The organism is Stenotrophomonas sp. Steno-Z1, from assembly GCF_056393175.1.
This window is the reverse complement of the sequence record NZ_JBWJPB010000011.1, coordinates 89934-111170: the sequence shown is the minus strand read 5'-3', so window position 1 is coordinate 111170 and position 21237 is coordinate 89934. Positions and strand designations below refer to the sequence as shown.

The following is a 21237-nucleotide window of genomic DNA, read 5'->3' as shown; positions in this document are numbered from 1 at the left end:
TCGAGAGGCTTTCGTCGTTGCGAGCCGCCTATTATGTCAGGCTTTTCGTTTCCGTCAACACCTTCTTTCGAAGCGTGTTGCCGTCGCTGCGGGTGGGTGTTCACCGGGGTGAAGACCGCGTCACAGCGAGGGAGCGAATACTAAAGACTTCTGAAAATTCGTCAAGCGTTTTCGTCGATCTTTTTCATCAACGCGTCATCCGTGCGTGCTGCTCATCGACAAGCGCGGCAGCACGCGCGTTGCGCGTGCTGCCGAAGGCTTGCTAACAATGCATCCCTTGTCGTCAGGAATGCATGCGATGTCTGCCCTCCCCAAGCGTTCGTTGTTGCGCGATGCGTCGCTGCCCGCGCTGATGGCCGGCTTCATCACGGTGTTGGTGGGCTTCGCCAGTTCGGCAGTGATCGTGTTCCAGGCCGCACGCGCGGTGGGCGCGACACAGGCACAGATCGCGTCGTGGATGTGGGCCTTGGGACTGGGCATGGGCATCACCTGTATCGGACTGTCGCTGCGCTACCGCGTGCCGGTGGTGACGGCATGGTCCACCCCGGGGGCGGCAATGCTGGTGGTGGGCGCCGGTGCAGTGGGCTACAGCGATGCGATCGGTGCGTTCGTGCTTGCTGCGGTGCTGGGGATGATCGCCGGCTTCTCCGGCCTGTTCGCGCGCGTCATGCGCCGGGTGCCGATGGCGCTGGCCGCGGGCATGCTTGCCGGCGTACTGCTTCGGTTCGGCCTGGATGTCTTCGTGTCCATGCAGACGCAGCTGGGGATGGCATTGGCGATGTTCGTCACCTGGTTGGTGGGTCGGCGCCTGTTCGCACGCTATGCGGTCATCGCCACCCTGCTGGTGGGCATCCTGGTGGCGGCGGCGCAGGGGCTGCTGCACCTGCAGGCGGTGCGTCTTGAACTGGCCACGCCGGCGTTCACCTGGCCGACCCTGTCGTGGCCGGCGGTGATCGGCATCGCGCTGCCCCTGTTCGTGGTGACCATGGCGTCGCAGAACATCCCCGGGGTGGCGGTGATCCGCGCGTCGGGCTACGACACGCCGATCTCGCCGGTGATCGGCTGGATCGGGGTGGCCAATACGTTGCTGGCACCGTTCGGCGCCTATGGGCTGAACCTGGCGGCGATCACGGCGGCGATCTGCATGGGCCGCGAGGCGCACGAGGACCCGGCCCGGCGGTATACGGCCGCGGTGGCGGCCGGGGCCTTCTATATCGTGGTGGGTCTGTTCGGGGCGACGGTGGCGGCGGTGTTCGCCGCCTTCCCCAAGGAACTGGTGGCCTGCGTGGCCGGCATCGCGTTGTTTGGGACCATCGCCAACAGCCTGTCGATGGCACTGCGGGAGGACGCCGACCGCGAGGCGGCGCTGGTGACGTTCCTGGTCACCGCCTCGGGGGTGTCGCTGGCCGGGATCGGGTCGGCATTCTGGGGCCTGGTGGCCGGCGCGATCTGCCTGCTGGCGCTGCGCCCACGCACGCGCCAGGGCTGAGCCGGGATCAACTGTCGAACAGGAAGCTCAGGCCACCGAGCACGGCGACGTAGGCAAGCAACCCCAGCACCACCGCCGACCAGCGGGTGCCGCCGCGGGCGGCCAGCTCGGCGTGCAGGGCCTGCGCGTTGTCGCGGTGCGTGGCGCGGGCCTGGGCGATGATGCGGTCGGCGTGGCGCAGGTAGAGATGATTGCCCAGGGCGCCGGCGGTGGCGCTGGCACCGAAGGTGATCGCAGTGGACAGCGCGCTGCTGGCATTCACGAGGGCTTCCAGGAAGGACAGGCCGACCAGGGCTGCGATCCAGCCGGCCGCCACGGCATACATGCGCCGGTACAGCATCCAGAAGGCCCCGAACAGGAACGCGGGCCAGTGCCAGCCGCTGGCGTTGTGGCCGGGCCGGTCCAGCCGCCACTTGCGCCGGTACACCGGGAAATTGCTGCCCACGAACGCGGCGTAGGCCTGCTGGCTGGCATCCGGCGCGGCCCACCCGCCACCGTTGCCGGGCACCAGGCTGGAGGCCGGGGCGGCGTAGGGATCATGCGCCGATGCCGATGCTGGTTCCCATGCCGGTGCCAGCACCTGTGGCGGTGGCGGTTCCGGCTCTGCCCGGGACAGCTCGGCCACGCTGTGCAGCGGCTTCCACTGCGGCATGCCCTCGCACCAGACCACGGTATCGATATCGACCGTGCCCTCCTGGTGCAGGCGTCGCAATGCGCCTGTGGGCAGCGGGCCCTGCCGCTGCTGGCCGATATCGGCGTAGTACCACTGGGTCTCGGTCATGACTCTTTCCTTGAGAGGCCGTTGATGGAATTACAGTGGCAGCAGGCGCAGGGTCTGCTGCAGTACATGGCGTGCGCCCGGGGCCAGGGTGACCACGTCCGGGCCGGCATTGGCCGCTTCCAGGCAGACGTAATTGCGCCAGCCGCTGCCGACGTCGGCCATCTTGGCCGCCCCCGCTTCGCCCGGGTTCCAGGCGACCAGCGTGCGGCTGCCCTGGGTGCTGATCTCGATGCGCCGCTTGAGGGTGGGATCCTTGAGGATGTAGTGGCCACCGGCCTGGGTATAGATGCGATCGCTGCGACCGGGGTCGCGCGGGTCGCGCAGGTTCCAGTCGCCCTGCTGGACGCGCGGGGTGGCGTAGTCCTCGAACTTGTCCAGGTAGGTCAGGCCATCAAGCCCCTGCACGTCGACGCGGGTGGCATCGCCGACCCGGACGTAGTTGTGCAGGGCCTGGGTGAAGCTGACCGGCTGGCCGCCGGTGTTCTCGGTGACCAGGCGCTGCTCGAGGGTGCGGCCGATGCGCAGTTCCATCTGCAGGCGCAGGCCCAGAGAATCCAGCGTGGGCGGGGCGAGGGTGAGCACGACGGTGCCATCGGCATCGCGGCGCGCGTCCTTCAGGGTCCACGGCAGGGTGCGCACGAAGCCGTGCGAGGGCACGTCGGTGCCCTGCCCCTGGCGGCCGAAGTACGGCCAGCAGACCGGGCTGCCCCCGCGGATCGGGGTGGGCAGTGCCTGCGCGGTGGGCGACAGCCACAACACGTCCTGGCCCCCCTTGGGGACGTAGGACAGCAGTTGCCCACCGAACACTGCGATGGCGGCGGTGGCGAACGGGGTCTCGACCTTCCACGCGGGGAAGCCCTGCATGGTGCCCAGGCTCAGGCCATCGACCTTGGGCAGCGCGGCGCTGGGACCGGCCGGGGACTGCATCAGGCGGGCGTGGTTGGGCGGCAGGGTGAACACGGTGGATGCGGGCATGGCGGTCGACGGGGTCTTGATGGGAGGGGCGCTGCGCAGGGCGGTGAGGATGCGTTGGCCGGCGCGGCCGTCGGTGGTGGTCCAGCCCAGGCGCTGCTGCTCAACCTGGATGGCGCGACGGGTGGCGGTGCCGACCATGCCGTCGGCGGCACCGATGTCATGCCCGCGGGCGAGCAGCAGGGTCTGCAGTTCACGGCGCTCGCGACGGCCGATGCCGGGATCGTCGGTGGGCCAGGCCGCCACGGTGCCGCTGCCGCCACGCAGGCGATCAGCCAGCGTGGCAATGGCCAGGGCGTAGCTTTCGGCGGCGTTGTAGGCGTAGATCGCGTCGTAGTTGCGGAACACCAGCCAGGCCGGGCCGTTGGCGCCCGTGGGCAGCAGCAGCGCGGCGTTGCTGTCGGCGGGCAGGCCCGCCGGCGCCAGGGCGCCGCCGCCGACCGGGACGATGCCGAGCGCGCGCCAACTGGCCAGCGGCTGGCGCCGGGTGCGGCCGGCCACGGCCGCGTTGAAACCGGGCGGGAGCGTGACCTCGATGCCCCACGGCTGGCCGGTGCGCCACCCGGCCTTGGCCAGGTAGTTGGCGGTGGAGGCCAGCGCGTCGGGGATGCTCGCGACCAGGTCGCGGCGACCGTCGCCATCGCCGTCTACCGCGATGCGCGCATACGTGGAGGGCATGAACTGGGTATGCCCGAAGGCCCCGGCCCAGGAACCGGTGAGGCCATCGGCCTGCAGGTCGCCGGCGTCGAGCAGCTTGAGCAGGGCCAGCAGTTCGCCACGGAAGAAGGGCTGCCGGCGGCCGTTGCACGACAGCGTGGCCAGCGACTGCAGCAGCGGGCGCTTGCCGAACACGCGGCCGTAGTCACTCTCCACGCCCCAGACCGCGACGATGGTGGCAGGGTCGACGCCGTACTGGGCGGACACGCGGTCCAGCAGATCGCGGTGCTGGACCAGCAAGGCGCGTCCATCGTCGACACGCTGGCTGTCCACCAGCGCGGCCAGGTAATCCCACAGCGGCGTAGTGAATTCCGGCTGCGCATCGAGCAGCGGCAGCACGCTCAGGTCCGGGGTGAGGCCGGCGGTGAGGCGGCTGAAGCCGGTCGCGCTGATGCCCTGCTTGAGCGCCTGCGGTTGCAGGGTGGCCAGGCAGCGATCGAAGCTGTCCTGCGCGGCCGCGCTGGTGGTGCTTGCGAGCAGCGCCAGCGCGATGCCGGCCAGGCGCAGGCCAAGGCGGTGGATGGCGGGCAGTCGGGCCGGGGGACGGCGTGCGGGCATGATCACCTGGGGGCAACGGAAGAAGGCATGCCTGCAGCATAGGTCAATGCGTGGCCAGGCAGGGATCATGCAGACAGGTCCCGCACCAGCACGGCCAGCGCCGACACGTGCTGCAGCAGCGTCGGCCGCCGCGCGGGTACCAGCGCCGCGCGCAGTTGGCCGAGCTGGGCAGCCGCCTGGCGGTAACCGGCCAGCCGCAGGCAGTGGGCCTGGTCCTGCACGCGCTCCCAGTCGCCGCCGTGCTGGTGGCGAAGGCCTTGCTGCAGCAGCAGCGACAGGTGTTCGAGGGTGTCCAGCAGCGGCGTCGATGCGGCGGCGGCCACCGAGCGCAAGGGCAGCGCTGCAACGGGCGGGTGGACCTGCGGGACCACCGCCTGGGTGTCGGTGAGCAGCGCGGTGGGTTGCATGACCAGTGCCCCGCCCTGCAGGCAGACGTTGCCGGCCACCGCTCGCAACGCGCCGTAGTGGCCGTCGAGCACGCGGGCCAGCACGTCCACCGCATCGGGTGCGGCGGCGCGGTGCGGATGCAACAGGAGCAGGCCGATGCCCTGGCCGTCGCGTGCGACCAGGTCGGCATGCAGGGTCTGGGTGATCGGATCCCAGTCGACCCGTGCCGGCTGCAGCGCGTCGACCTGGACGACATGGAAAGCCGCCGGCGCACCGCCGGCGACACCCGCTGCCGCCAGCCGCGGCTGGGTGAATGCCGGCGGCTGCCGGGCCAGGTGCGCGGCCAGGGCCGCCGGATCGGGCTGGCGCAACGGTGCGCCCAGTTCGTCCCAGGCACGGGGCGACAGCGGCAGCAGGCCAGTGTGCTGGCGCTGGGCGGCGACGCTGACGGTGCCGTTGGCGCTGCGCGTGGCGCGCTGGGTGACGACCTGGCTGGCGGCCAGCTGGCGCAGTGGATGCCCGGCGATGCGGCGTTCGCCGAGCGGGATGGGTGCCTGCGCCTCCCGTGGCCACTGCCGTGCCATCACCGTGACCGACTGGGTATCCGGGTCGGCCCAGAGCACGGTGGCGCCCTGCTCGCGTTCGTCGCCCCACAGCGCGGCACCAAGCGAGACCAGGCGCACGCGGTCCAGCGCGACCTCGCCCTTGACCCCGATCCCCAGCACCTGCGCGGCGGGCAGCGCGGGCGCCACCTGCCGGGCCAGCTGCGCGGCCGCTTGCAGACGGGCCCACAGCCCCACCACCAGGTCGAGCAGGGCCAGCGGCGCGAACCGGGTGCTGCGCGCCTGCCGTGCCTGCAGCAGCTGGCGCAGCTCGGCCAGCGCGTCATCGATCCAGCACCAGCCCTGCGCCTGGGCGCGGGTGCGCAGCGCCTGGATGCGCGCGGCCACGGCGATCAGCGGTTGTGCGCCACCGTCGAGCCAGAGCGAGAGCAGCAGCGCGTCGATGTCGGCCTGCAACGCCTGCGCGGCGGTGTCCCAGCCACTGGCGGCGTCGGGTGCGGCGTCGGCCGTGCGCAGTTGCAGGGTGTGCGGTGCCTGCAGCGGGCCGAGGCGCTCGGCCTGGGCGAAGGCCATCACTGCGAGCAAGACGTGGGCGCAGTTGCCGCCCTGGCGGCAATCGCAGCGCGCGTGGGCGATGGAGCCGCGGGCAAAGAAGCGCACGCTGCACATCGGCAGCTGCGCGCCGGGCGGGCTGGCCGCGCCGGCCCACGGGGACACGGTGATCACCGGACCGTCCTGGCGTAGTCGCTCGGCCTGGTCCATCACCCCGGGGGGCAGCACGGCGGCCAGGCTCGGCAGGTCGAACTGGGCCGGGCTCCAGGCCGCGTCGGATGCGGCCTGGCCGTGGTCGAGCGCGAGGTCGGTGGCAGGCGGCGGCAGGGTGGCGGCCACCTGCGCCTGCCAGGCCAGCACCAGCGTGACCCGATGGCGGCACATGGCCGTGGCGGTGCAGCTGCACTGGGCATCACGCAGGGTGCAGCCCACCGGCAGGCGCGTTACGCAGCCGTCGTCGTAGGTGGCGGTGAGGGTGCCGCTGGCGTCGATGTCGAGCGCCGGTGCCATCCCGGCGGCAAGGTCCTTCTGCGCGCGCTTGACGAAGCCCGGGTTGGCCAGCGCCATCAACGCGGCCGGGGTGAGTTCCAGCAGGTCCTGGCGCAGGTTCATGCCAGTACCTTTTCGGCCAGCCATGCGGCCAGCTCGCCCGGCGTCATCGCCGCGATGTGCGCGCCGACCTTGACCAGGCGTGCCGCGGTTTCGCGGTCGTAACTGGGCTCGGCCTGCGTGTCCAGCGCGGCCAGCCCCAGCACCTTGACCCCGGATTCGACCAGCGCCTTGACCCGCCGCACCAGGTCGCCATCGGCACCGCCTTCGTAGAAGTCGCTGACCAGCACCACCACGCTGCGCGAGGGATTGACCACGCGGCCCTGCGCGTAGGCCACGGCGCGGGCGATGTCGGTGCCGCCGCCGAGTTGCACCTTCATCAGCAGTTCGACCGGGTCGGCGACATCGGCGGTGAGGTCGACCACCTGGGTATCGAAAGCGATCAGGTGGGTGCGCATGCCCGGCAACTGCCACAGGCAGGCGGCCATGACCGCGCTGTGGATGACCGAGTCGACCATGGAGCCGCTCTGGTCGATCAGCAGGATGATGTCCCACGGCTCGGCCTGGCGACGGCTGCGGCTGAAGAACATCGGCTGCTGCACGTAGAGCTTGCCGCTGGCCGGGTCGAGGCGATGCAGGTTGGCCGCCACCGTGCGGCGGAAATCGAAGTTGCTGGCGATCTGCCGGCGCGAGCGGCGGCGGCGGTCGCGGGTGCCGCTGAAGGCCTGGTGCACCTGCGTGGCCAGCCGCTCCATGATGCGCCGCACGACCTCGGCCACCAGCGTGCGGGCGGCGGCGAGCACCTGCGGGTTCATCAGGTGCTTGGTATGCAGTACTGCGCGCAGCAGGCTCTCGGAGGGCGCGATGCGCTCGAGTACCTCCAGGTTGGTGACCACTTCGTCGATGCCATAGCGCTCCACGGCGTCGCGTTCGAGGCGTTCGATCACCTCGCGCGGGAACAGCCGGTGGATGTCGTTGATCCAGTCCGGCGTGGACAGCTGCGATGCACCGCCGCCGCCACTGCGTTCGCCACGCAGCGCGCGGTCGCTATCACGGCCGTACAGCCACTCCAGCGCGGCGTCGGCGGCCTGGGCCTGCGCGCCGAGCGCACCACAGGCCGGCTCGGCCGGTTCGCCCAACAGCAGGCGCCAGCGCTGCAGCGGATCGGGGATGTCCAGGCTCATGACGCGGCGTCCTGCACGGGGGTGATGCCCCAGCGCGCGAGCGCGTCCAGCGCGGCGGTTTCGCGCTGGGCGGCACGGGCCAGGGCGTCGGCAGGCGCCTGCCCCGGCACCGCCGCGGTCAGCACGCGGCCGGACAGGTGGTCGGCGCCATGCAGGGCCAGCATGCGGGTGGCCAGCGCGCCGCGCTCGCGTGCGGGCAGCCAGGCGAACGCGCTGCGCAGCGCCGGCAAGGCGAGGATGAAGTCGTCTGCCTGCAGGGCCTGGATGAGGCCGTCCAGCGCGGCGGTGAAGCCGGGCTCGCTGGCCAGGCGGTCGCGCGCCAGCGCCAACAGGCCGGCCAGGGCATCGCCCATCTGCGCCGGCGCCAGGCCCTGCAGCAGGGCCATGGCCTCGTCGGCAAACGGGAGCGTGGCCGCCCCCACCCGCTCGCGCAGGCCCACCAGCGCACCGAGCGAGGCGCCGCGGCTGACGGCCGCCGCCTGGGGATTGGCGAGCTTGCGCTGCCATACCGCCAGCGCGCGGGCCGGGGCCGTGGCGAACGTGGCGGCGTCGCCGGGCTCGTGATCGGCCAGGCGATCGATGAGGATCTGGCGCAGCGCCAGGTGGCCGCGCAGGTGGGCGTCGGTGTCGGCGCTGCTGACCTGGCCAGGCGCTTCGAGCAGCCACAGGGCACGGTCCAAGCCGGGCCCAAGCAGGGCGTTGAGCATCGGCGCCTCCTGCATGCCCAGCATGTGCCCATGGCGGCGCAGCAGGTCCAGCTCGCCCAGCGCCGGGGCCAGCACCTCGAAACGCGCTTCGCTGGCGACCGCCGTGGCCAGGTCGTCGAGCACGGCGGCACTGACGGCCGGCAGTGCCGCCCATGCGGCGCGGTTGAGCAGCGGGACCCGTCCGGCGATGCCGCGATCGGCATGCCGCAGTGCATCTTCCAGCCGGGCGCGGGCGGCATCGCCGACAGTGGCGCCCCAGGCGCCGGCTTCGATCAGCGCGGCGTGCTGCTCCACCGGCTGGGTCAGCGACCAGGTCTCGTCGAACGTGTCGCTGATGGCCTGCGCCGGGCCGTGGGTACGCACGATGCCGGGCACCTGCAGCAGCAGCAGCCGATGCAGCAGGACGCTGCGCTGGCGGTCGTGCGGGTCGAGCAGGTCCAGCTGGCAGCGTTGGCCCAGCGCCAGCCCGTGCGCCTGCAGTTGCGCGGCGAGGTCGGCCAGCAAGGGCGGTTGCGGGGTCAGCGGGTCCAGCAGCCCGGTGCTGTCGCCGGTCAGCACGTCCATGATCTGGACCAGGACCGGATCGGTGCCGGCACGCAGTCGGCCGCGGTAGGTCCACGGCAGCGGTGCGTCCAGTGCGTCCTTGACCAGCGCCCCGGCCAGCGCGTCGAGCCAGTCCACGCGCTGCGGACGGGCATGCCCGCGCAGCCGCGCCAGGCCTTCAGCCCGCAGGCGTGCAGCGATCAGGTCGGCGGTGGACGCCGGCAACCCGCGCCCACGCAGCCGCGCCATCACCTGGCCGAGCATGTGGGCGTCGGCATCCACGCCGTGCTCCCACTGCCACTGGTACCAGCCCGGCGAGGGCATTCCGGAGGCGTACCCGGCGAAAGCGTCCAGGCGCTTGAACGTATACGGCACGAGGAACGAACCATGCCGCACCGCCCCGCCACTGCCGTCCTGCGGGGTGGGCACCGCCGGCGGCGTGCTCGCCGCCGGTTGCTGCGCCCACAGCTGCTGCAGCGCGGGCGCGTGGTAGCCGCCACAGACAACGAGCACGCCGTGGCGACCGTCGTGCGCCGGCTGGCGCATTGCCCAGGCGATCCAGGCGGCCATCATCTGTTCGCGTCGCTGGTTGCCCAGCGACCCGCGGTCATCACCGCGCAGGTGGACGAAGTAGGTGTGCAGGCGTTCGTGCAGGCCATCGCCGGCGTCGTCCTGCTCGAACAGGTGGTCCCACAGCGCATCGCGGCCCTGGACGGCCAGGCGCTCGCCGAGCGCGCGTTCGTAGGCGTCGGCGCGGGCTTCGTGGGCATGGTCGGCGCTGTCGGCATAGCGGTTTTCCAGCGCCGCGAAGGCGTCGTCCCACGCGGGCAGGTCGATGAAGCGTACCTGCGCGCCTACTTCGCGCCCCACCACCAGTGCCTGCCATTCGGGCGAGTGCTCGGCGAACGGGGTCCACGAGCCGTGGTGGGTGCTGTCGTCGGACCGATGGCTGTAGATCGCCAGCGGCAGGCGATGGTCCAGGTACAGCTCCTCCAGGCGCGGGTTGAAATCGGCCGGGCCTTCGATCAGCACGAAGGCCGGGCGCTGGCGGCGGATGCGCGCGGCCACCAGCCGGGCGCAGGCCGGGCTGTGGTGGCGGACGCCGATGATGTCGGGCTGATCGATCACGGCAGGCGGTGGCGCGCCTCGTAGTACGCACGCCAGGACGGGCCCTGGCGGCGCGCGACGGTGTGTTCGAAGTACCGGCGCAGCTTGGCGCGGTCCTCGGCGCTGTCCTTGACCACCGTGCCGGCGATGCAGTCGACCAGGTCGGCCGGTGCACCTTCGCGCTGCTCCAGGAACCAGGCCCGCACGCCCACTGCATGGGCGACGTTGACCGCCTCGGCGGTGGACATGACGGCCGACAGGCGATCCATCGGCGTGTCGCCACCCTGCCCGTCCGGCACGTGGCCGCTGCGCAGGTCGCGGAAGGTGGTGACCAGCAGTTCCAGCACCGGTACAGGCAGCGTGGCCGGAATGCCGCTGCGCTCGAGCAGGCGCGCCGACGCCTGCTGCACCAGCTGCAGTTCCAGGTCGAAATCGAGGATCGCCGCGACGGTTTCGAAATCGAAGCGGCGCTTGAGCGCGGCGCTCATTTCATTGACGCCGCGATCGCGCGTGTTGGCGGTGGCGATGATGTTGAAGCCCTCTCGGGCATACAGCATGGCGTGCTCGCCCTCGAGCTCGGGCACGGCCATGACCCGGTCCGACAGCATGCCCAGCAGGCAGTCCTGTACTTCCTGCGGTGCGCGGGTGATTTCCTCGAAGCGCACGATGCGGCCATCGCGCATGCCCTGGTACAGCGGCGCGGGCACCATCGCGCGCGGGCTGGGGCCTTCGTTGATCAACAGCGCGTAGTTCCAGCCGTACTTGATCTGGTCTTCGGTGGTGGATGCGCCGCCCTGGATGGTGAGGGTGGACACGCCGCAGATGGCGCTGGCCAGCAGTTCGGACAACAGCGACTTGGCGGTGCCCGGCTCGCCGACCAGCATCAGGCCGCGGCCGGTGGCCAGGGTGACCAGCATGCGTTCGATGCTGGCCACCGGGGCCACGACCTTGGCCTGGATGCCCAGCGCGGGATCGCCCAGGATGAAGGCGCGCGCGGCCCGCAGGCTGAGCGCCCAGCCCGGTGGACGGGCATCGCGGTCGTGCTGGCGCAGGCGGGCCAGTTCGTCGGCATGCAGCACCTCGGCGGGCGGGCGCTGCATCGCGGCGGTGGGCGCGGGGGAAACGGAGGACGGGGCCATCGGGGTATCCGGTTGCACGCACGCGCCGGGCGCGCGCGTTCGGGTGGGAGGCGGGCCACGCCGGCGGTGCGGCCCGCAGGGCTCAGGCGCGCAGCGCCTCCAGGTCGCGGATCAGTTCGCTGGCGGCGATCGGGTCCAGGCCGGACAACGGGTCGGCCTGCTGCATGTCGCCCCAGGCACCGGGGGAGCCGAACTGCACGTCACCCAGTTCCTGTTCGGGGTATTCGTTGACCATGCCCACGATGATGCCCGGATCGAGCAGCAGCTCGATCACCTTGCCGTTGGCCAGCGGCTTGGTGAAGTACCAGATGCCGCCGCCGTCCTGGGCCATGCCGCGACGCCAGCCCTTGTTGACCAGGCCGAGCACGCGGCCGGTGGGCACTTTGGCGCCCTTCCAGCGCAGCAGCTTGTCCTGCGGGTGTTCGTCGGCCCGCAGGGTGTAGGTGTCGCGGCCGATCTGCGCGAACGGCTGCAGCAGTTCGTAGTCGGCCAACACCTGGCCGAACGCGGCGGCATCGGCGGCCGACAGCTCCAGCGCATGCGGCACGCCGATGCGCACCGCCTCGCCCTCGGGCAGGTCGAACGGATCGTCGTTGGCGTCGGTGAAACTGCCATCCTCGGCCACCCGGAAGCAGGCCTGCAGGGTGCCGCCATGCGACTGGCCGTCGCTGACCGCGTACACGCCCCAAACCAGGCGCTGCACCAGGTGGCGCAGCAGCGGGTGCTCGACCAGGAACGCGCGGTACAGGGCCGGAGTCCAGCGCCGGCGCGCGCACATGGCCAGCTCCAGGCGCAGCACCTGCTGGCTGGCGATGGTGCGCACGTCTTTCTTCAACGTCTTGAAGCGCTCGACACTGGCCTTGGCCAGCGCGGGGTCATCGCTCTTCTTCGGTTTGGGCAGATCTTCCAGGCGCGGGCCGTCGCCACTGGCGAGGATCTCGCGCACGTAGGGCTTGAGCGCTTCGTCGAACCCGACCTTGAAGGCGCGCGGACCAAACTCCAAGCGCAGGGTGCCGTGTTCGTCCAGGTCCAGGTCCGGGGCGAGACGGTCCTCCAGTTCTTCGGTGGTGAGCTGGCGTGCCTCGGCGATCGCCGCGATCTTCTCGCGGGCCTTGTCCTGCAGGCCCTTGAACTTGATCTTCTGCGCGATGCCGTTGATCTGCATCAGCGCCACGTCGGTACCGATGGTCGCCAGCACATCCAGCCCCAACACCGCACGGGCATGCGCGGCCTCGCCCGGCCAGGTGCGGATGAAGGGCGTGAGGCGGCGGGCGGTGTCGTCGTTGCCGAGCAGGCCCTGCGCGGTCAGCACCCAGCTTTCCTTGCCGGACCCACCCGCATTGAGCCAGGCACCGAACAGGTCCCAGGCAAAGTCGGCGAGGCTGTCGGGGCGGCAGGCCGCGATCACCTGGCCGATGCCGGCGTAGACCTCTTCGTTGGTGGGGAAGGTAAGCATTTCGCCGAGCAGGTCGATGGCCTCCTCGCCGAGCGCCTTGCCGTTGTGCAACAGCGGCCGTCGCCAGCCGCTGGGCGCCCAGAACTCGGGCAGCTTGCTGCGCCGGGTGGGATAGCGCTGCAGCGGGTCGTCGTCGAGCACCTGCTGCAGCGCCTGCATCACGTCGTCGCGGCCATGCCGCGCGGCCACCTCGCGCAACACCGCTTCATGGCCCTGGGCCGCGAGCAGGCGCACGCCGGCACCGGCACTGTCGCGCAGCTCGCCGGCCTTGCCGAAGGCCGCGGGGAGCAGGCCGGCAGCGGCGTGTTCGGGGTAAGTAAGCAGCCACTGACGGCCGATGTCGCGCACGGTCTTGAGCCTGGCGAACGCGCGTGCGGCCGGCAGGGCCAGTTCCACCGCACCGACATGCAGCGCATCGGCCATGCAGTCGGTGGGTTTGCTGCGGACCATGGTGATCAGGGCGGGCAGTACCGCCAGGCCATGCGATGCGACCATGCGCGAGATGCTGCCGCTTTCGGTTTCGCCGGCGATCGCATTCCAGAACGGCGCGGCCATGCCCTCGGGCAGGGCGTCGATGTATTCGGGGTAGAGGCAGAACCAGTAATACTGGCTGCGGCGGCGCACGGCGACCATGTCCCGCCACAGGCTCACCAGCTGCGCGGTATCGCGCACCACGATGGCCGCGGCAGCCTGGGCGTTCAGCGCCTTGAGCGCCTCATCGCGCAGGGTGAAGCCGATCTCGTCGGCGGCGCGCGTTGGCTGCTGGCGGCACTCCTGCATGCGCTGTGCCTGCCAGTTGCCCAGCTGCATCGCCGCGTCGCGTGTGCCCGGCGCCCAGTGCTCCACCGGCTCGACCGGCAGCAATGGCACGTCCAGCACGGCCTGCGCCTGGCGCGTACGCGGCTGGCGCCAGGGCGCGGCGGCGAGCACCGGCGGCAGTTCGTCGTGCCCTGCCGTCTCCTGCGGTCCGCCAAGCAGGGCCCGCTGGCGCTGGATCACGGCCAGCGCGGCCGGCTCGATCCACGGCTCCACGGCCACGACGCGCTCGCCCATCGCGCGCAGCAGCTGCACCAGCGTCGGGGTGAGCAGGCCGGCGTCCTTGCCACCGGCGGCGACCACGCGCGAGATGGCCACCAGCGCGGCCTCCGGCCAGCGATTGACCGCCAGCCCCAGCCGGGCCAGCGCATGCTTGGAACTGCTGGCCGCACGCGCCAACGCGTCCACCGCATCGGGGAGACCGATATGGGCGAGCGCATCGCCGGCTTCTTCGACGATGGCGCCGGTCGCCAGCAACGGCAGTGCCGCCACGCCGCGTTCCACCAGCACCGTGGCGGCGAAACGCGCATGGTTCCAGAATTTTTCGTTGGGCCGCAGGCGCATGGCCACCGCGCAGGCGGCCGGATCGGTGGCGATGGTCATCAGCCAATGGGCGCTTTCGTGCAGCGCCGCAGCGGCGCCCGGCGCCAACAGAAGCGCGTGGGCCAGCGCAGGTGCGTCGGGCAGCAGCAACAGCAACGCCGGCTGCCGGCAGGCCACCACGTGCGGCAGATGACCACCGATGCGCTCCACGCAGGCCTGCCACACCGCTTCGTCGGCCACCGACAGATGGCTGCGCAGCGCATCCTCGGCCGCACCCAGCGGGGCGCTCCAGCGCGAACCGAACGGCTCATCGACCTGGCCATGGAAGCGCAGGGTATGCCGCTGGGTGGAATGGTCGTACTCGCTGGCGATCTGGATGTGCTGCGCATCCAGCAGCATCGCCACCACCTGCTCCAGGCCGTGGCTGGCCACCAGCCAATGCACCGTGTCGGCGAACAGTGCTTCGTGCCCGTAGTGGTTGTTGAGCGCGATCACCAGCAGCATCAGGTCGGCATCGCGGTCCGGCGCAGGCACCTGGGCACGCAGTCGTTCGACCATCCTGCGCAGGGCCGGCAGCAGGGCCGGGTCGCTACGCACCTCATCGACATCCACGTTGAGCTGGGTGGCGAAGGCCTGCCACAGGGCGGCCGGGTCGTGCGCGGGCAATCGGGCCGGGAAGCGACGCGAGGCATACATCAACGCCAGGTGCTGCGGGGTGATGCGCACCGGCGCGCCCTGGGCGAGCCACGGCGGCAGGCTGGGGTCATGCGGCAGGTCCGCCGCGGCCACCGGAACGGCGGTGAAGCAGTCCGCCCCGGGGTTGGCCGCGGCGGCCGGTGCATCCTTGGCAATCTGGGTGCTCCAGCGACTGACCATCCCCGCGTCCCGGAGCGCCGCATAGGCGAGCTGGGCGCCCACCTCGCTGACCCCGGCGCGGCGACGCAGGCCGGTGACGGTGAGCGACTCGCCCGGTGCAAGCGCGCCGGTCAGCAGCGCCTGGCGGATATGCTCGAAGGCCGTTGCCGCCTCTTCATCGGCGTTGGCCACCGGCGTGGGGGCCGCAGGGGCAACGCTGGGTGCAGGTGCAGGTGCAGGTGCAGGTGCAGCGGCGGCAGGCTGGGGCGCCCTGGCGGCGCGCGGCGCGGCCGTGGCTGGCGCGGTGGCAGCGATCGCGGGCGTGGCCGCGGCACCGGTTTCACTGTAGCCCTTGCCGGTTTTTTCGTTGACCAGCCTGGTCAGCGCCGACGCGGCCTTGGCGGCATCGGCGAAGGACTTGGTCTGGCTTTGCCCCTGCGTGCCGATGCGCCCCCAGCGCACGTTCAAGTCGCTGCCGTCCTGCTCCACTTCCCAGAACTTGCTGGCGGTACCTTCCACGAGTTCGAATCGACGCATCACGTCCGTACTACTCCCTGGCCTGCGCGGTGGCCACAACGCAACCGCTTCCATGCGTCCATAGCATATCGGCGAACGGCAGCCCCCGCATGACCGCCAGCGCACTACCGGCGGTGCAGCGTGCGCCGGAGAGGCGGCTCAGGCGCGCAGGGCTTCCAGGTCGCGGATCAGTTCGCTCACGGCAATGGCATCGAGCGCGGGCGCGACACTGCGTCCACGCCGGGTTGGATCAGCACGGTGGTCACGAAGCGGGCATCGTCCCAGAACTTGGGGGGTCTTTTTGTGCTGTTCGATCGCCACGGCGATGGCCTGCGGATCCCGCGCGGTGGTGAGCAGCCAGTGCGCCGCGGCGGGAGTGCGTCAGACCGGGCGCAGCAGCGCGAGCTCGAAGGCGGGATCGCGGGCGTTCCAGCGCGTGCAGACCTGCAGGCCCGCCTGGGCCACCAGCGCCGCGAACGCGGCCTCGGTGTACTTGTGGCTGTATTCCACGGTCATCGCCTCGCCCTCGGCGAAGTCGAACGGTTGCCCGGCCACGTCCACGGTCTGCGCGCGGGTACTGACCAGCTCGGTCTCGATCCGCAGCCGCTCCACGCTGTAGCGGGCGCGGTGCTGGAAGGCGTCCAGGTCGAAGTCGCTGCCGATTTCGCGGTTGAGCCTTGCCAACAGGTTGAGGGTGAACGCGGCGGTGACGCCGGCGGCATCGTTGTACGCCGCTTCGATCAGCGCCGGGTCCTTGTGCAGGTCGATGCCGATCAGGGCCATGCCATCAGCGCCCATGGTCTGGCGCATCGCCTGCAGCAGCCTGACGGCCTCGGGCGCGGCGAAGTTGCCCAGGGTGGAGCCGGGGAAGAACACCAGCCGGCGTGCGGGCTCACGCTGGGGCTCGGGCACCTGCACCGGGCCGGTGAAGTCGGCGCAGACCGGGAGCATTTCAATGTCCGGCAGGGCCACGGCCAGCCGCGCGATGCTGGCCAGCAGGGCGGCGCGCGAGATCTCGATGGGCGTGTAGGCCACCGGGTCGGCCAGCGCGTGCAGCAGCAGTTCGGTCTTGCGGCCGCTGCCGCTGCCCAGTTCGACCACGTGCAGGCGCGGGCCGACCACGCTGGCGATATCGGCGGCGCAGTCCTGCAGCAGGTGCAGTTCCGTGCGCGTGGGGTAGTACTCGGGCTGGCGGGTGATCTGTTCGAACAGGGCCGAGCCGCGTGCGTCGTAGAAGTACTTGGATGGCAACTGGCGCGGCCGCTGGGACAACCCCTGCAGGATGTCGGCGGTGATCCGCGCACGGTCCGGCTGCAGGTCGGTCAGCGCCTCGAGCGCGTCGCTTACCGTACTCATGCCGGGTCCCGCGCCAGGCGCAGGCCGGAGAACTGCCAGCGCGCCGACGGTGCGAAGAAGTTGCGGTAGCTGGCACGTACATGCCCCTCGGGGGTCACGCAGCTGCCGCCGCGCAGGATCCATTGGCCGTTCATGAATTTACCGTTGTATTCGCCGAGGTTGCCGGCAAAGGGGCGAAAGCCCGGATAGGCGCCGTAGGCGCTGCTGGTCCATTCCCAGACGTCGCCGAACAGCTGCAACAAGGCGGTGTCGGTGCCCTGCCCTGGCGCGCTGGCGCCACCGGGATGCAGCCGGTCGGCGTCGGCGAAATGGCCGTGCGCTGGCTGGCCGGCGGCGGCGGCTTCCCATTCGAACTCGGTGGGCAGGCGCGCGCCTTGCCAACGCGCATAGGCGTCGGCCTCGAAATAGCTGAGGTGGCAGACCGGCGCATGCCGATCCAATCGCTGCCAGCCGCCCAGGGTGAACTCGCGTTCCAGCGCGTCGTCCCAGTACAGCGGGTGCTGCCAGCCTTCGGCCTGGCACAGCGCCCAGCCTTCGCTCATCCACAGGGTGACGTCGCGGTAGCCGCCGGCCTCGATGAACGCACGGTACTCGGCGTTGCTGACCGGACGGTTGGCCAGCGCGTGGGCCGGGACCAGCACGCGATGCACGGGGGATTCGTTGTCGTAGGCGAAGGCAGGGTGCGTGGGCCAGGCCGGCGCCCCGATCTCGACGATCTGCTCGGGGGCGTCGCGCCACTCCAGTGGAATGGCGGGCGCCTCGTGGCGGGCAAGGTCGTCGCGGTAGGCCGGCTGCAGGGGATTGCTCCACAGCGCGTGCTTGATGTCGGTGAGCAGCAGTTCCTGGTGCTGCTGTTCGTGATGCAGGCCGAGCAGCAGCTGGTGGCGCGCCTGCGGGTCGAGCGCGTCGGCCTGCAACAGGGCGATGACCTGCTGGTCGACCCGGGCCCGGTACTCCAGCACCTGCACCAGTGACGGGCGCGACAGCAGGCCGCGCTGCGGCCGCGCGTGCGCCGGGCCGATGCTCTGGTAATAGCTGTTGAAGAGGTAGTGCCAGTCGGCGTCGAAGGGGGCGTGGTCGGGCCGGCTGCCCAGCACGAAACGTTCGAAGAACCAGGTGGTGTGGGCCAGGTGCCATTTGCTCGGGCTGGCGTCGGCCATGCTCTGCACCATGGCGTCTTCGGGGCTGAGCGGGGCGGCCAGCGCCACGCTGCGCGCGCGGATCCCGGCGTAGCGGACGGCCAGTGCTGCGTCATGCGTTGTGGCGGGCGGCGGTGCGGAGGCGACGGCGGTATTCATCGCGCTCAGGATCGGCCAGCCGCGGTGAGCGGCATGTCATGGCAAGGCTCAGATCATGTGACGCACTCAAGTTGAATACGCAGCGGCCGCTATCGGGAAGACCATCGCCTGTGTGGTCCGGTTTGCACGTGCAGCCATGGCGCGCCGGCCCACACCCGTGGAACCGTCCTTGCGCAACCACCTGCTACGCCAGCCTGGCCATTACCTGTTCCTGCTGCCCGCCATGCTGGTGGGGCTGGGACTGTGGTGGGCCACGCCGGCCGATGAGGTGGGCAGCCCCGTGCACCGGATCCTGCCGCTGGTGCTGACCTGCCTGGGCATCGGCCTGGGCCTGATCTACAACCGCGTGCGCGCGGTGTGCCTGCTGCTGGCGATCGCGCTGGCGTTCGCGATGCTGCATGGCCTGGTCGGCAGCTTCCTCAACACCGGTGCGGTCACCGCGCTGACACCGCTGCTGTTCCACTCGGTCTCGCTGTGGCTGCCGCTGCTGTTCGCGCTGCATGGGCTGTGGCCCGAGCGCGGCCGACTGCGCCAGGACCTGCTGCTGCGCGGGGTGGTCAGTGGCGCGGCGGTAGGCGTGTTCGCCCTGCTTGCCGCGCAGGGGCCGCAGGGCATGCATGACCTGCTCTCGGACCACCATTGGGCGTGGCTGCCGACCGGCTGGAGCCGGCTGGCGCAGCTGCCCACGCTGGTGTTCGTGGCGGCCCTGGTCGGCCTGGGCGTGCAGGCACTGCGGCAGCCGCGGCCGCTGCATACGGCGATGCTGATCGCGCTGCTGGTGGTATGGGCGATGCTGCCGCGGGTGTTCCTGTCGCCGGCGCTGCTGCCGGCACTGGCCAGCACCGCGCTGCTGCTGATCGTGTCGGCGATGCTGCAGGAATCCTTCCACATGGCCTACCGCGACGAGCTGACCGGGCTGCCCGGGCGCCGCGCCTTGAACGAGTGCCTGCAACGGGTGGGCGCGACCTACACGATCGCGATGGTGGACGTGGACCACTTCAAGCGCTTCAACGATACCCATGGCCACGACAATGGCGATGACGTGCTCAAGCTGGTGGCCACGCGGCTGGCCGAGGTGGGCGGCGGCGGGCGGGCCTTCCGCTACGGCGGCGAGGAATTCGCCCTGGTGTTCCTGGACCGCCCCGCCCCGGCCTGCGTGGAGGCGGTGGAGGCGGTCCGGGCGACGGTGGAGGCCACCCGGCTGCAGCTGCGCGACCGCGCCGCGCGCGCGCAGGACGACGCGGTGGGCCGCCTGCAGCGTGGCCGCGGCGGCGGCGGCACGGTGGTGCAGGTGACGGTGAGCATCGGCATGGCCGACCACCGCGCGGGCGACGACGCCCAGGCGGTGATCAAGGCGGCCGACCAGGCGCTGTACGCGGCCAAGGATGCCGGGCGCAACTGCGTGCGCGCCCACGGCCAGCAGCGGCCGGTGGCGGTGCGCAGCCGCGAGGCGGCTCAGGGCAGCGCGTCGAGGTAGAACCAGCGGCCGTCTTCGCGGACGAAGCGGCTGTGTTCGCGCATCTTGACCGCGCTGCCGCCGCCGATTCTGTAGCGGGCGGTGAAGTCGACCTGTGCGTGGTCCAGGTCGGAGACGGTGTGCTGGTGGAGGGTCAGGCCGAGCCACTGGGTGCGTTGGTGGGCCGGTTCGTCCAGCGACAGCGCGTCCGGGCGCGTGGACGGATGCCAGCTGGCCAGCAGGTAGTCCGGCAGCTGTTTGACGTAGGCGCTGTAGCGCGAGCGCATCAGGGCCTCGGCGTCGGGGGCGTGGGCGCCGGCGTGATAGAGGCCACAGCAGGCGGTGTAGGCCAGGGGGCGGCCGCAGGGACAGGGGTCGGGATTGCTCATGCGGGCATTGTCGCGCGTTTGGCCTGTGCCGATGTCGGGGCAGCCGACCAACGGTCGGCTCTACCGGGTGCTGGGGGCCAGGCGTATGCTGGCGCGCCTTGCGTTGCGGTGTCGCCGTGTTCGAGCTGGTTCCCCCTGAGCTGTTGTGGTTGGTGGCGATCGCCTTCATCGCCGGCCTGGTCGATGCGGCCGTGGGCGGCGGCGGGCTGGTGCAGTTGCCCGGTCTGTTCACGGTGCTGCCGCAGCACACCCCGGCGATGCTGTTTGGCACCAACAAGTTCAGCTCGATGTTCGGCACCGCTGCGGCCGCGTTCCGCTATGCGCGCAACGTGCGCTTCCCGTGGCGACCGGTGCTGTTCGCGGCGGGCACCGCCTTCGTGTTCTCCTTTGCCGGCGCCACGGCGGTGAGTTTGCTGCCCAAGGATGCGGTGCGTCCGCTGGTGCTGGTCCTGCTGGTGGCGATGCTCGGCTACACGCTGTGGAAGAAGGATTTCGGCGCGCTGCACCGGCCGCGCGAGATCGGGCGCAAGGAGCTGGTCACGGCCTTGGCGATCGGTGCGGTGATCGGGTTCTACGACGGCTTCTTCGGGCCGGGTACGGGCAGCTTCCTGATCTTCCTGTTCGTGCGCTTCTTCGGCCTGGATTTCCTGCGTGCCTCGGCCGCCTCGAAGGTGGTGAACCTGGCGACCAACGTGGCCGCCATTTCGTTCTTCGTGCCGACCGGCAACATCCTGTGGCTGTTCGCGTTGCCGATGGCCGCCGCCAACATCATCGGCTCGGTGGTGGGCACGCGACTGGCGCTGCGGGGCGGCACGCCCTTCATCCGCAAATTGTTCGTCGGCCTGGTGGTGGTGCTGATCGCGCGGATGGGCTGGGATACGTTTGCCGGGTAACGCGTAGAGCGGAGTGCCGGGGCGCCGGGGTTGGCGACCGGTGATGGAGCAGCCGACCAACGGTCGGCTCTACGTGGGTGCGGGATTTCTGGTGCGGATGCGGGATTTCCGGTGCCGGTGCGGGATTCCGTTGCCCGTGCAGGATTTCCGTTGCCGGCGCGGGATTTCCGGTGCCGGCGCGGGATTCCGTTGCGCGTGCGGGATTCGGGTGCCGGTGCGGGATTCCATTGCGCGTGCGGGATTTCCGGTGCCCGTGCGGGATTCCGTTGTCCGTGCGGGATTTCCGGTGCCGGTGCGGGATTGCGGTGCCGGCGCGGGTTTTCCGGTGCCGGCTCAGGATTTCCGTTGCCGGCGCGGGAGTTGCCGTTGTGGGCGCGCGATTGCCTGTGCCGGTGCGGCGCAGGCGTGCCG

The 21237-nt window shown here is 71.1% G+C and carries 15 protein-coding genes; 4 read left to right on the top strand and 11 right to left on the bottom strand.

Translation table 11 applies throughout. From position 1 onward, the window contains the following. Both AC06FD_RS19360 and AC06FD_RS19355 read left to right on the top strand, forming a co-directional pair. Window positions 1-266 (top strand): hypothetical protein (locus AC06FD_RS19360; RefSeq protein ID WP_478078673.1); only part of this gene is annotated, 266 nt, incomplete at its 5' end. 32 nt (window positions 267-298) lie between these two features. Continuing rightward, window positions 299-1489 carry a benzoate/H(+) symporter BenE family transporter gene (locus AC06FD_RS19355; protein WP_478078672.1) on the top strand — a complete coding sequence of 397 codons (1191 nt, stop codon included), beginning with the start codon at window positions 299-301 and terminating at the stop codon, window positions 1487-1489. Between the two features lie 7 nt (window positions 1490-1496). Here AC06FD_RS19355 and AC06FD_RS19350 read toward each other — a convergent pair whose 3' ends face one another. From AC06FD_RS19350 to egtB, 10 genes are all read right to left on the bottom strand, one after another. Further along, on the bottom strand, window positions 1497-2270 hold the full coding sequence (locus AC06FD_RS19350) for a GYF domain-containing protein (RefSeq protein WP_478078671.1): 774 nt from the start codon (window positions 2268-2270) through the stop codon (window positions 1497-1499). 30 nt (window positions 2271-2300) lie between these two features. Then, a complete protein-coding gene (locus AC06FD_RS19345) occupies window positions 2301-4517 on the bottom strand; it encodes a lytic murein transglycosylase (RefSeq protein WP_478078670.1) in 2217 nt (738 codons plus the stop codon). Between the two features lie 65 nt (window positions 4518-4582). Continuing rightward, a complete protein-coding gene (locus AC06FD_RS19340) occupies window positions 4583-6631 on the bottom strand; it encodes a hypothetical protein (protein ID WP_478078669.1) in 2049 nt (682 codons plus the stop codon). Then, complete coding sequence (locus tag AC06FD_RS19335; protein WP_478078668.1) at window positions 6628-7752, bottom strand: VWA domain-containing protein; 1125 nt, start codon at window positions 7750-7752, stop codon at window positions 6628-6630. Before AC06FD_RS19335 ends, AC06FD_RS19340 begins: the two co-directional genes overlap by 4 nt. Continuing rightward, window positions 7749-10130 (bottom strand): DUF5682 family protein, encoded by a 2382-nt coding sequence (locus AC06FD_RS19330; RefSeq protein WP_478078667.1) that lies wholly within the window; start codon window positions 10128-10130, stop codon window positions 7749-7751. The genes AC06FD_RS19335 and AC06FD_RS19330 overlap by 4 nt, the downstream gene beginning before the upstream one ends. Further along, the gene (locus tag AC06FD_RS19325; RefSeq protein WP_478078666.1) at window positions 10127-11248 is read right to left on the bottom strand and encodes an ATP-binding protein; all 1122 of its coding nucleotides are present in this window, start codon (window positions 11246-11248) and stop codon (window positions 10127-10129) included. Before AC06FD_RS19325 ends, AC06FD_RS19330 begins: the two co-directional genes overlap by 4 nt. Window positions 11249-11330: 82 nt before the next feature. Further along, the gene (locus AC06FD_RS19320) at window positions 11331-15455 is read right to left on the bottom strand and encodes a DUF4132 domain-containing protein (protein WP_478078665.1); all 4125 of its coding nucleotides are present in this window, start codon (window positions 15453-15455) and stop codon (window positions 11331-11333) included. A 138-nt stretch (window positions 15456-15593) separates the two neighbouring features. Continuing rightward, window positions 15594-15755, bottom strand: coding sequence for a hypothetical protein (locus AC06FD_RS19315; protein WP_478078664.1), 162 nt, complete (start codon window positions 15753-15755; stop codon window positions 15594-15596). Window positions 15756-15815: 60 nt separating this feature from the next. Further along, window positions 15816-16790: an L-histidine N(alpha)-methyltransferase gene (gene egtD, locus AC06FD_RS19310; RefSeq protein ID WP_478078663.1), complete on the bottom strand. Its 975-nt coding sequence runs from the start codon at window positions 16788-16790 to the stop codon at window positions 15816-15818. Next, window positions 16787-18088 carry an ergothioneine biosynthesis protein EgtB gene (gene egtB, locus AC06FD_RS19305; RefSeq protein ID WP_478078662.1) on the bottom strand — a complete coding sequence of 434 codons (1302 nt, stop codon included), beginning with the start codon at window positions 18086-18088 and terminating at the stop codon, window positions 16787-16789. The genes egtD and egtB overlap by 4 nt, the downstream gene beginning before the upstream one ends. Window positions 18089-18311: 223 nt before the next feature. Here egtB and AC06FD_RS19300 point away from each other — a divergent pair, with 223 nt between their 5' ends. After that, complete coding sequence (locus AC06FD_RS19300; RefSeq protein WP_394164742.1) at window positions 18312-19565, top strand: GGDEF domain-containing protein; 1254 nt, start codon at window positions 18312-18314, stop codon at window positions 19563-19565. Here AC06FD_RS19300 and AC06FD_RS19295 read toward each other — a convergent pair. Continuing rightward, entirely contained in the window at window positions 19544-19933 is a 390-nt protein-coding gene (locus tag AC06FD_RS19295) for a YchJ family metal-binding protein (protein WP_478078661.1), read from the bottom strand. The two genes, AC06FD_RS19300 and AC06FD_RS19295, sit on opposite strands and share 22 nt — an antisense overlap. 116 nt (window positions 19934-20049) lie before the next feature. On the opposite strand from AC06FD_RS19295, the gene AC06FD_RS19290 reads away from it, so the two are divergent. Next, window positions 20050-20826: a sulfite exporter TauE/SafE family protein gene (locus AC06FD_RS19290; protein WP_259208184.1), complete on the top strand. Its 777-nt coding sequence runs from the start codon at window positions 20050-20052 to the stop codon at window positions 20824-20826. The last annotated feature ends 411 nt before the right edge of the window (window positions 20827-21237 follow it).

Bases quoted from the DNA above. Each gene is read 5' to 3' on its own strand.
- AC06FD_RS19355 (WP_478078672.1), top strand. From the start codon at position 299: ATGTCTGCCCTCCCCAAGCGTTCGTTGTTGCGCGATGCGTCGCTGCCC.
- AC06FD_RS19350 (WP_478078671.1), bottom strand. From the start codon at position 2,270: ATGACCGAGACCCAGTGGTACTACGCCGATATCGGCCAGCAGCGGCAG.
- AC06FD_RS19345 (WP_478078670.1), bottom strand. From the start codon at position 4,517: ATGCCCGCACGCCGTCCCCCGGCCCGACTGCCCGCCATCCACCGCCTT.
- AC06FD_RS19340 (WP_478078669.1), bottom strand. From the start codon at position 6,631: ATGAACCTGCGCCAGGACCTGCTGGAACTCACCCCGGCCGCGTTGATG.
- AC06FD_RS19335 (WP_478078668.1), bottom strand. From the start codon at position 7,752: ATGAGCCTGGACATCCCCGATCCGCTGCAGCGCTGGCGCCTGCTGTTG.
- AC06FD_RS19325 (WP_478078666.1), bottom strand. From the start codon at position 11,248: ATGGCCCCGTCCTCCGTTTCCCCCGCGCCCACCGCCGCGATGCAGCGC.
- AC06FD_RS19320 (WP_478078665.1), bottom strand. From the start codon at position 15,455: ATGCGTCGATTCGAACTCGTGGAAGGTACCGCCAGCAAGTTCTGGGAA.
- egtD (WP_478078663.1), bottom strand. From the start codon at position 16,790: ATGAGTACGGTAAGCGACGCGCTCGAGGCGCTGACCGACCTGCAGCCG.
- egtB (WP_478078662.1), bottom strand. From the start codon at position 18,088: ATGAATACCGCCGTCGCCTCCGCACCGCCGCCCGCCACAACGCATGAC.
- AC06FD_RS19300 (WP_394164742.1), top strand. From the start codon at position 18,312: ATGCTGGTGGGGCTGGGACTGTGGTGGGCCACGCCGGCCGATGAGGTG.
- AC06FD_RS19295 (WP_478078661.1), bottom strand. From the start codon at position 19,933: ATGAGCAATCCCGACCCCTGTCCCTGCGGCCGCCCCCTGGCCTACACC.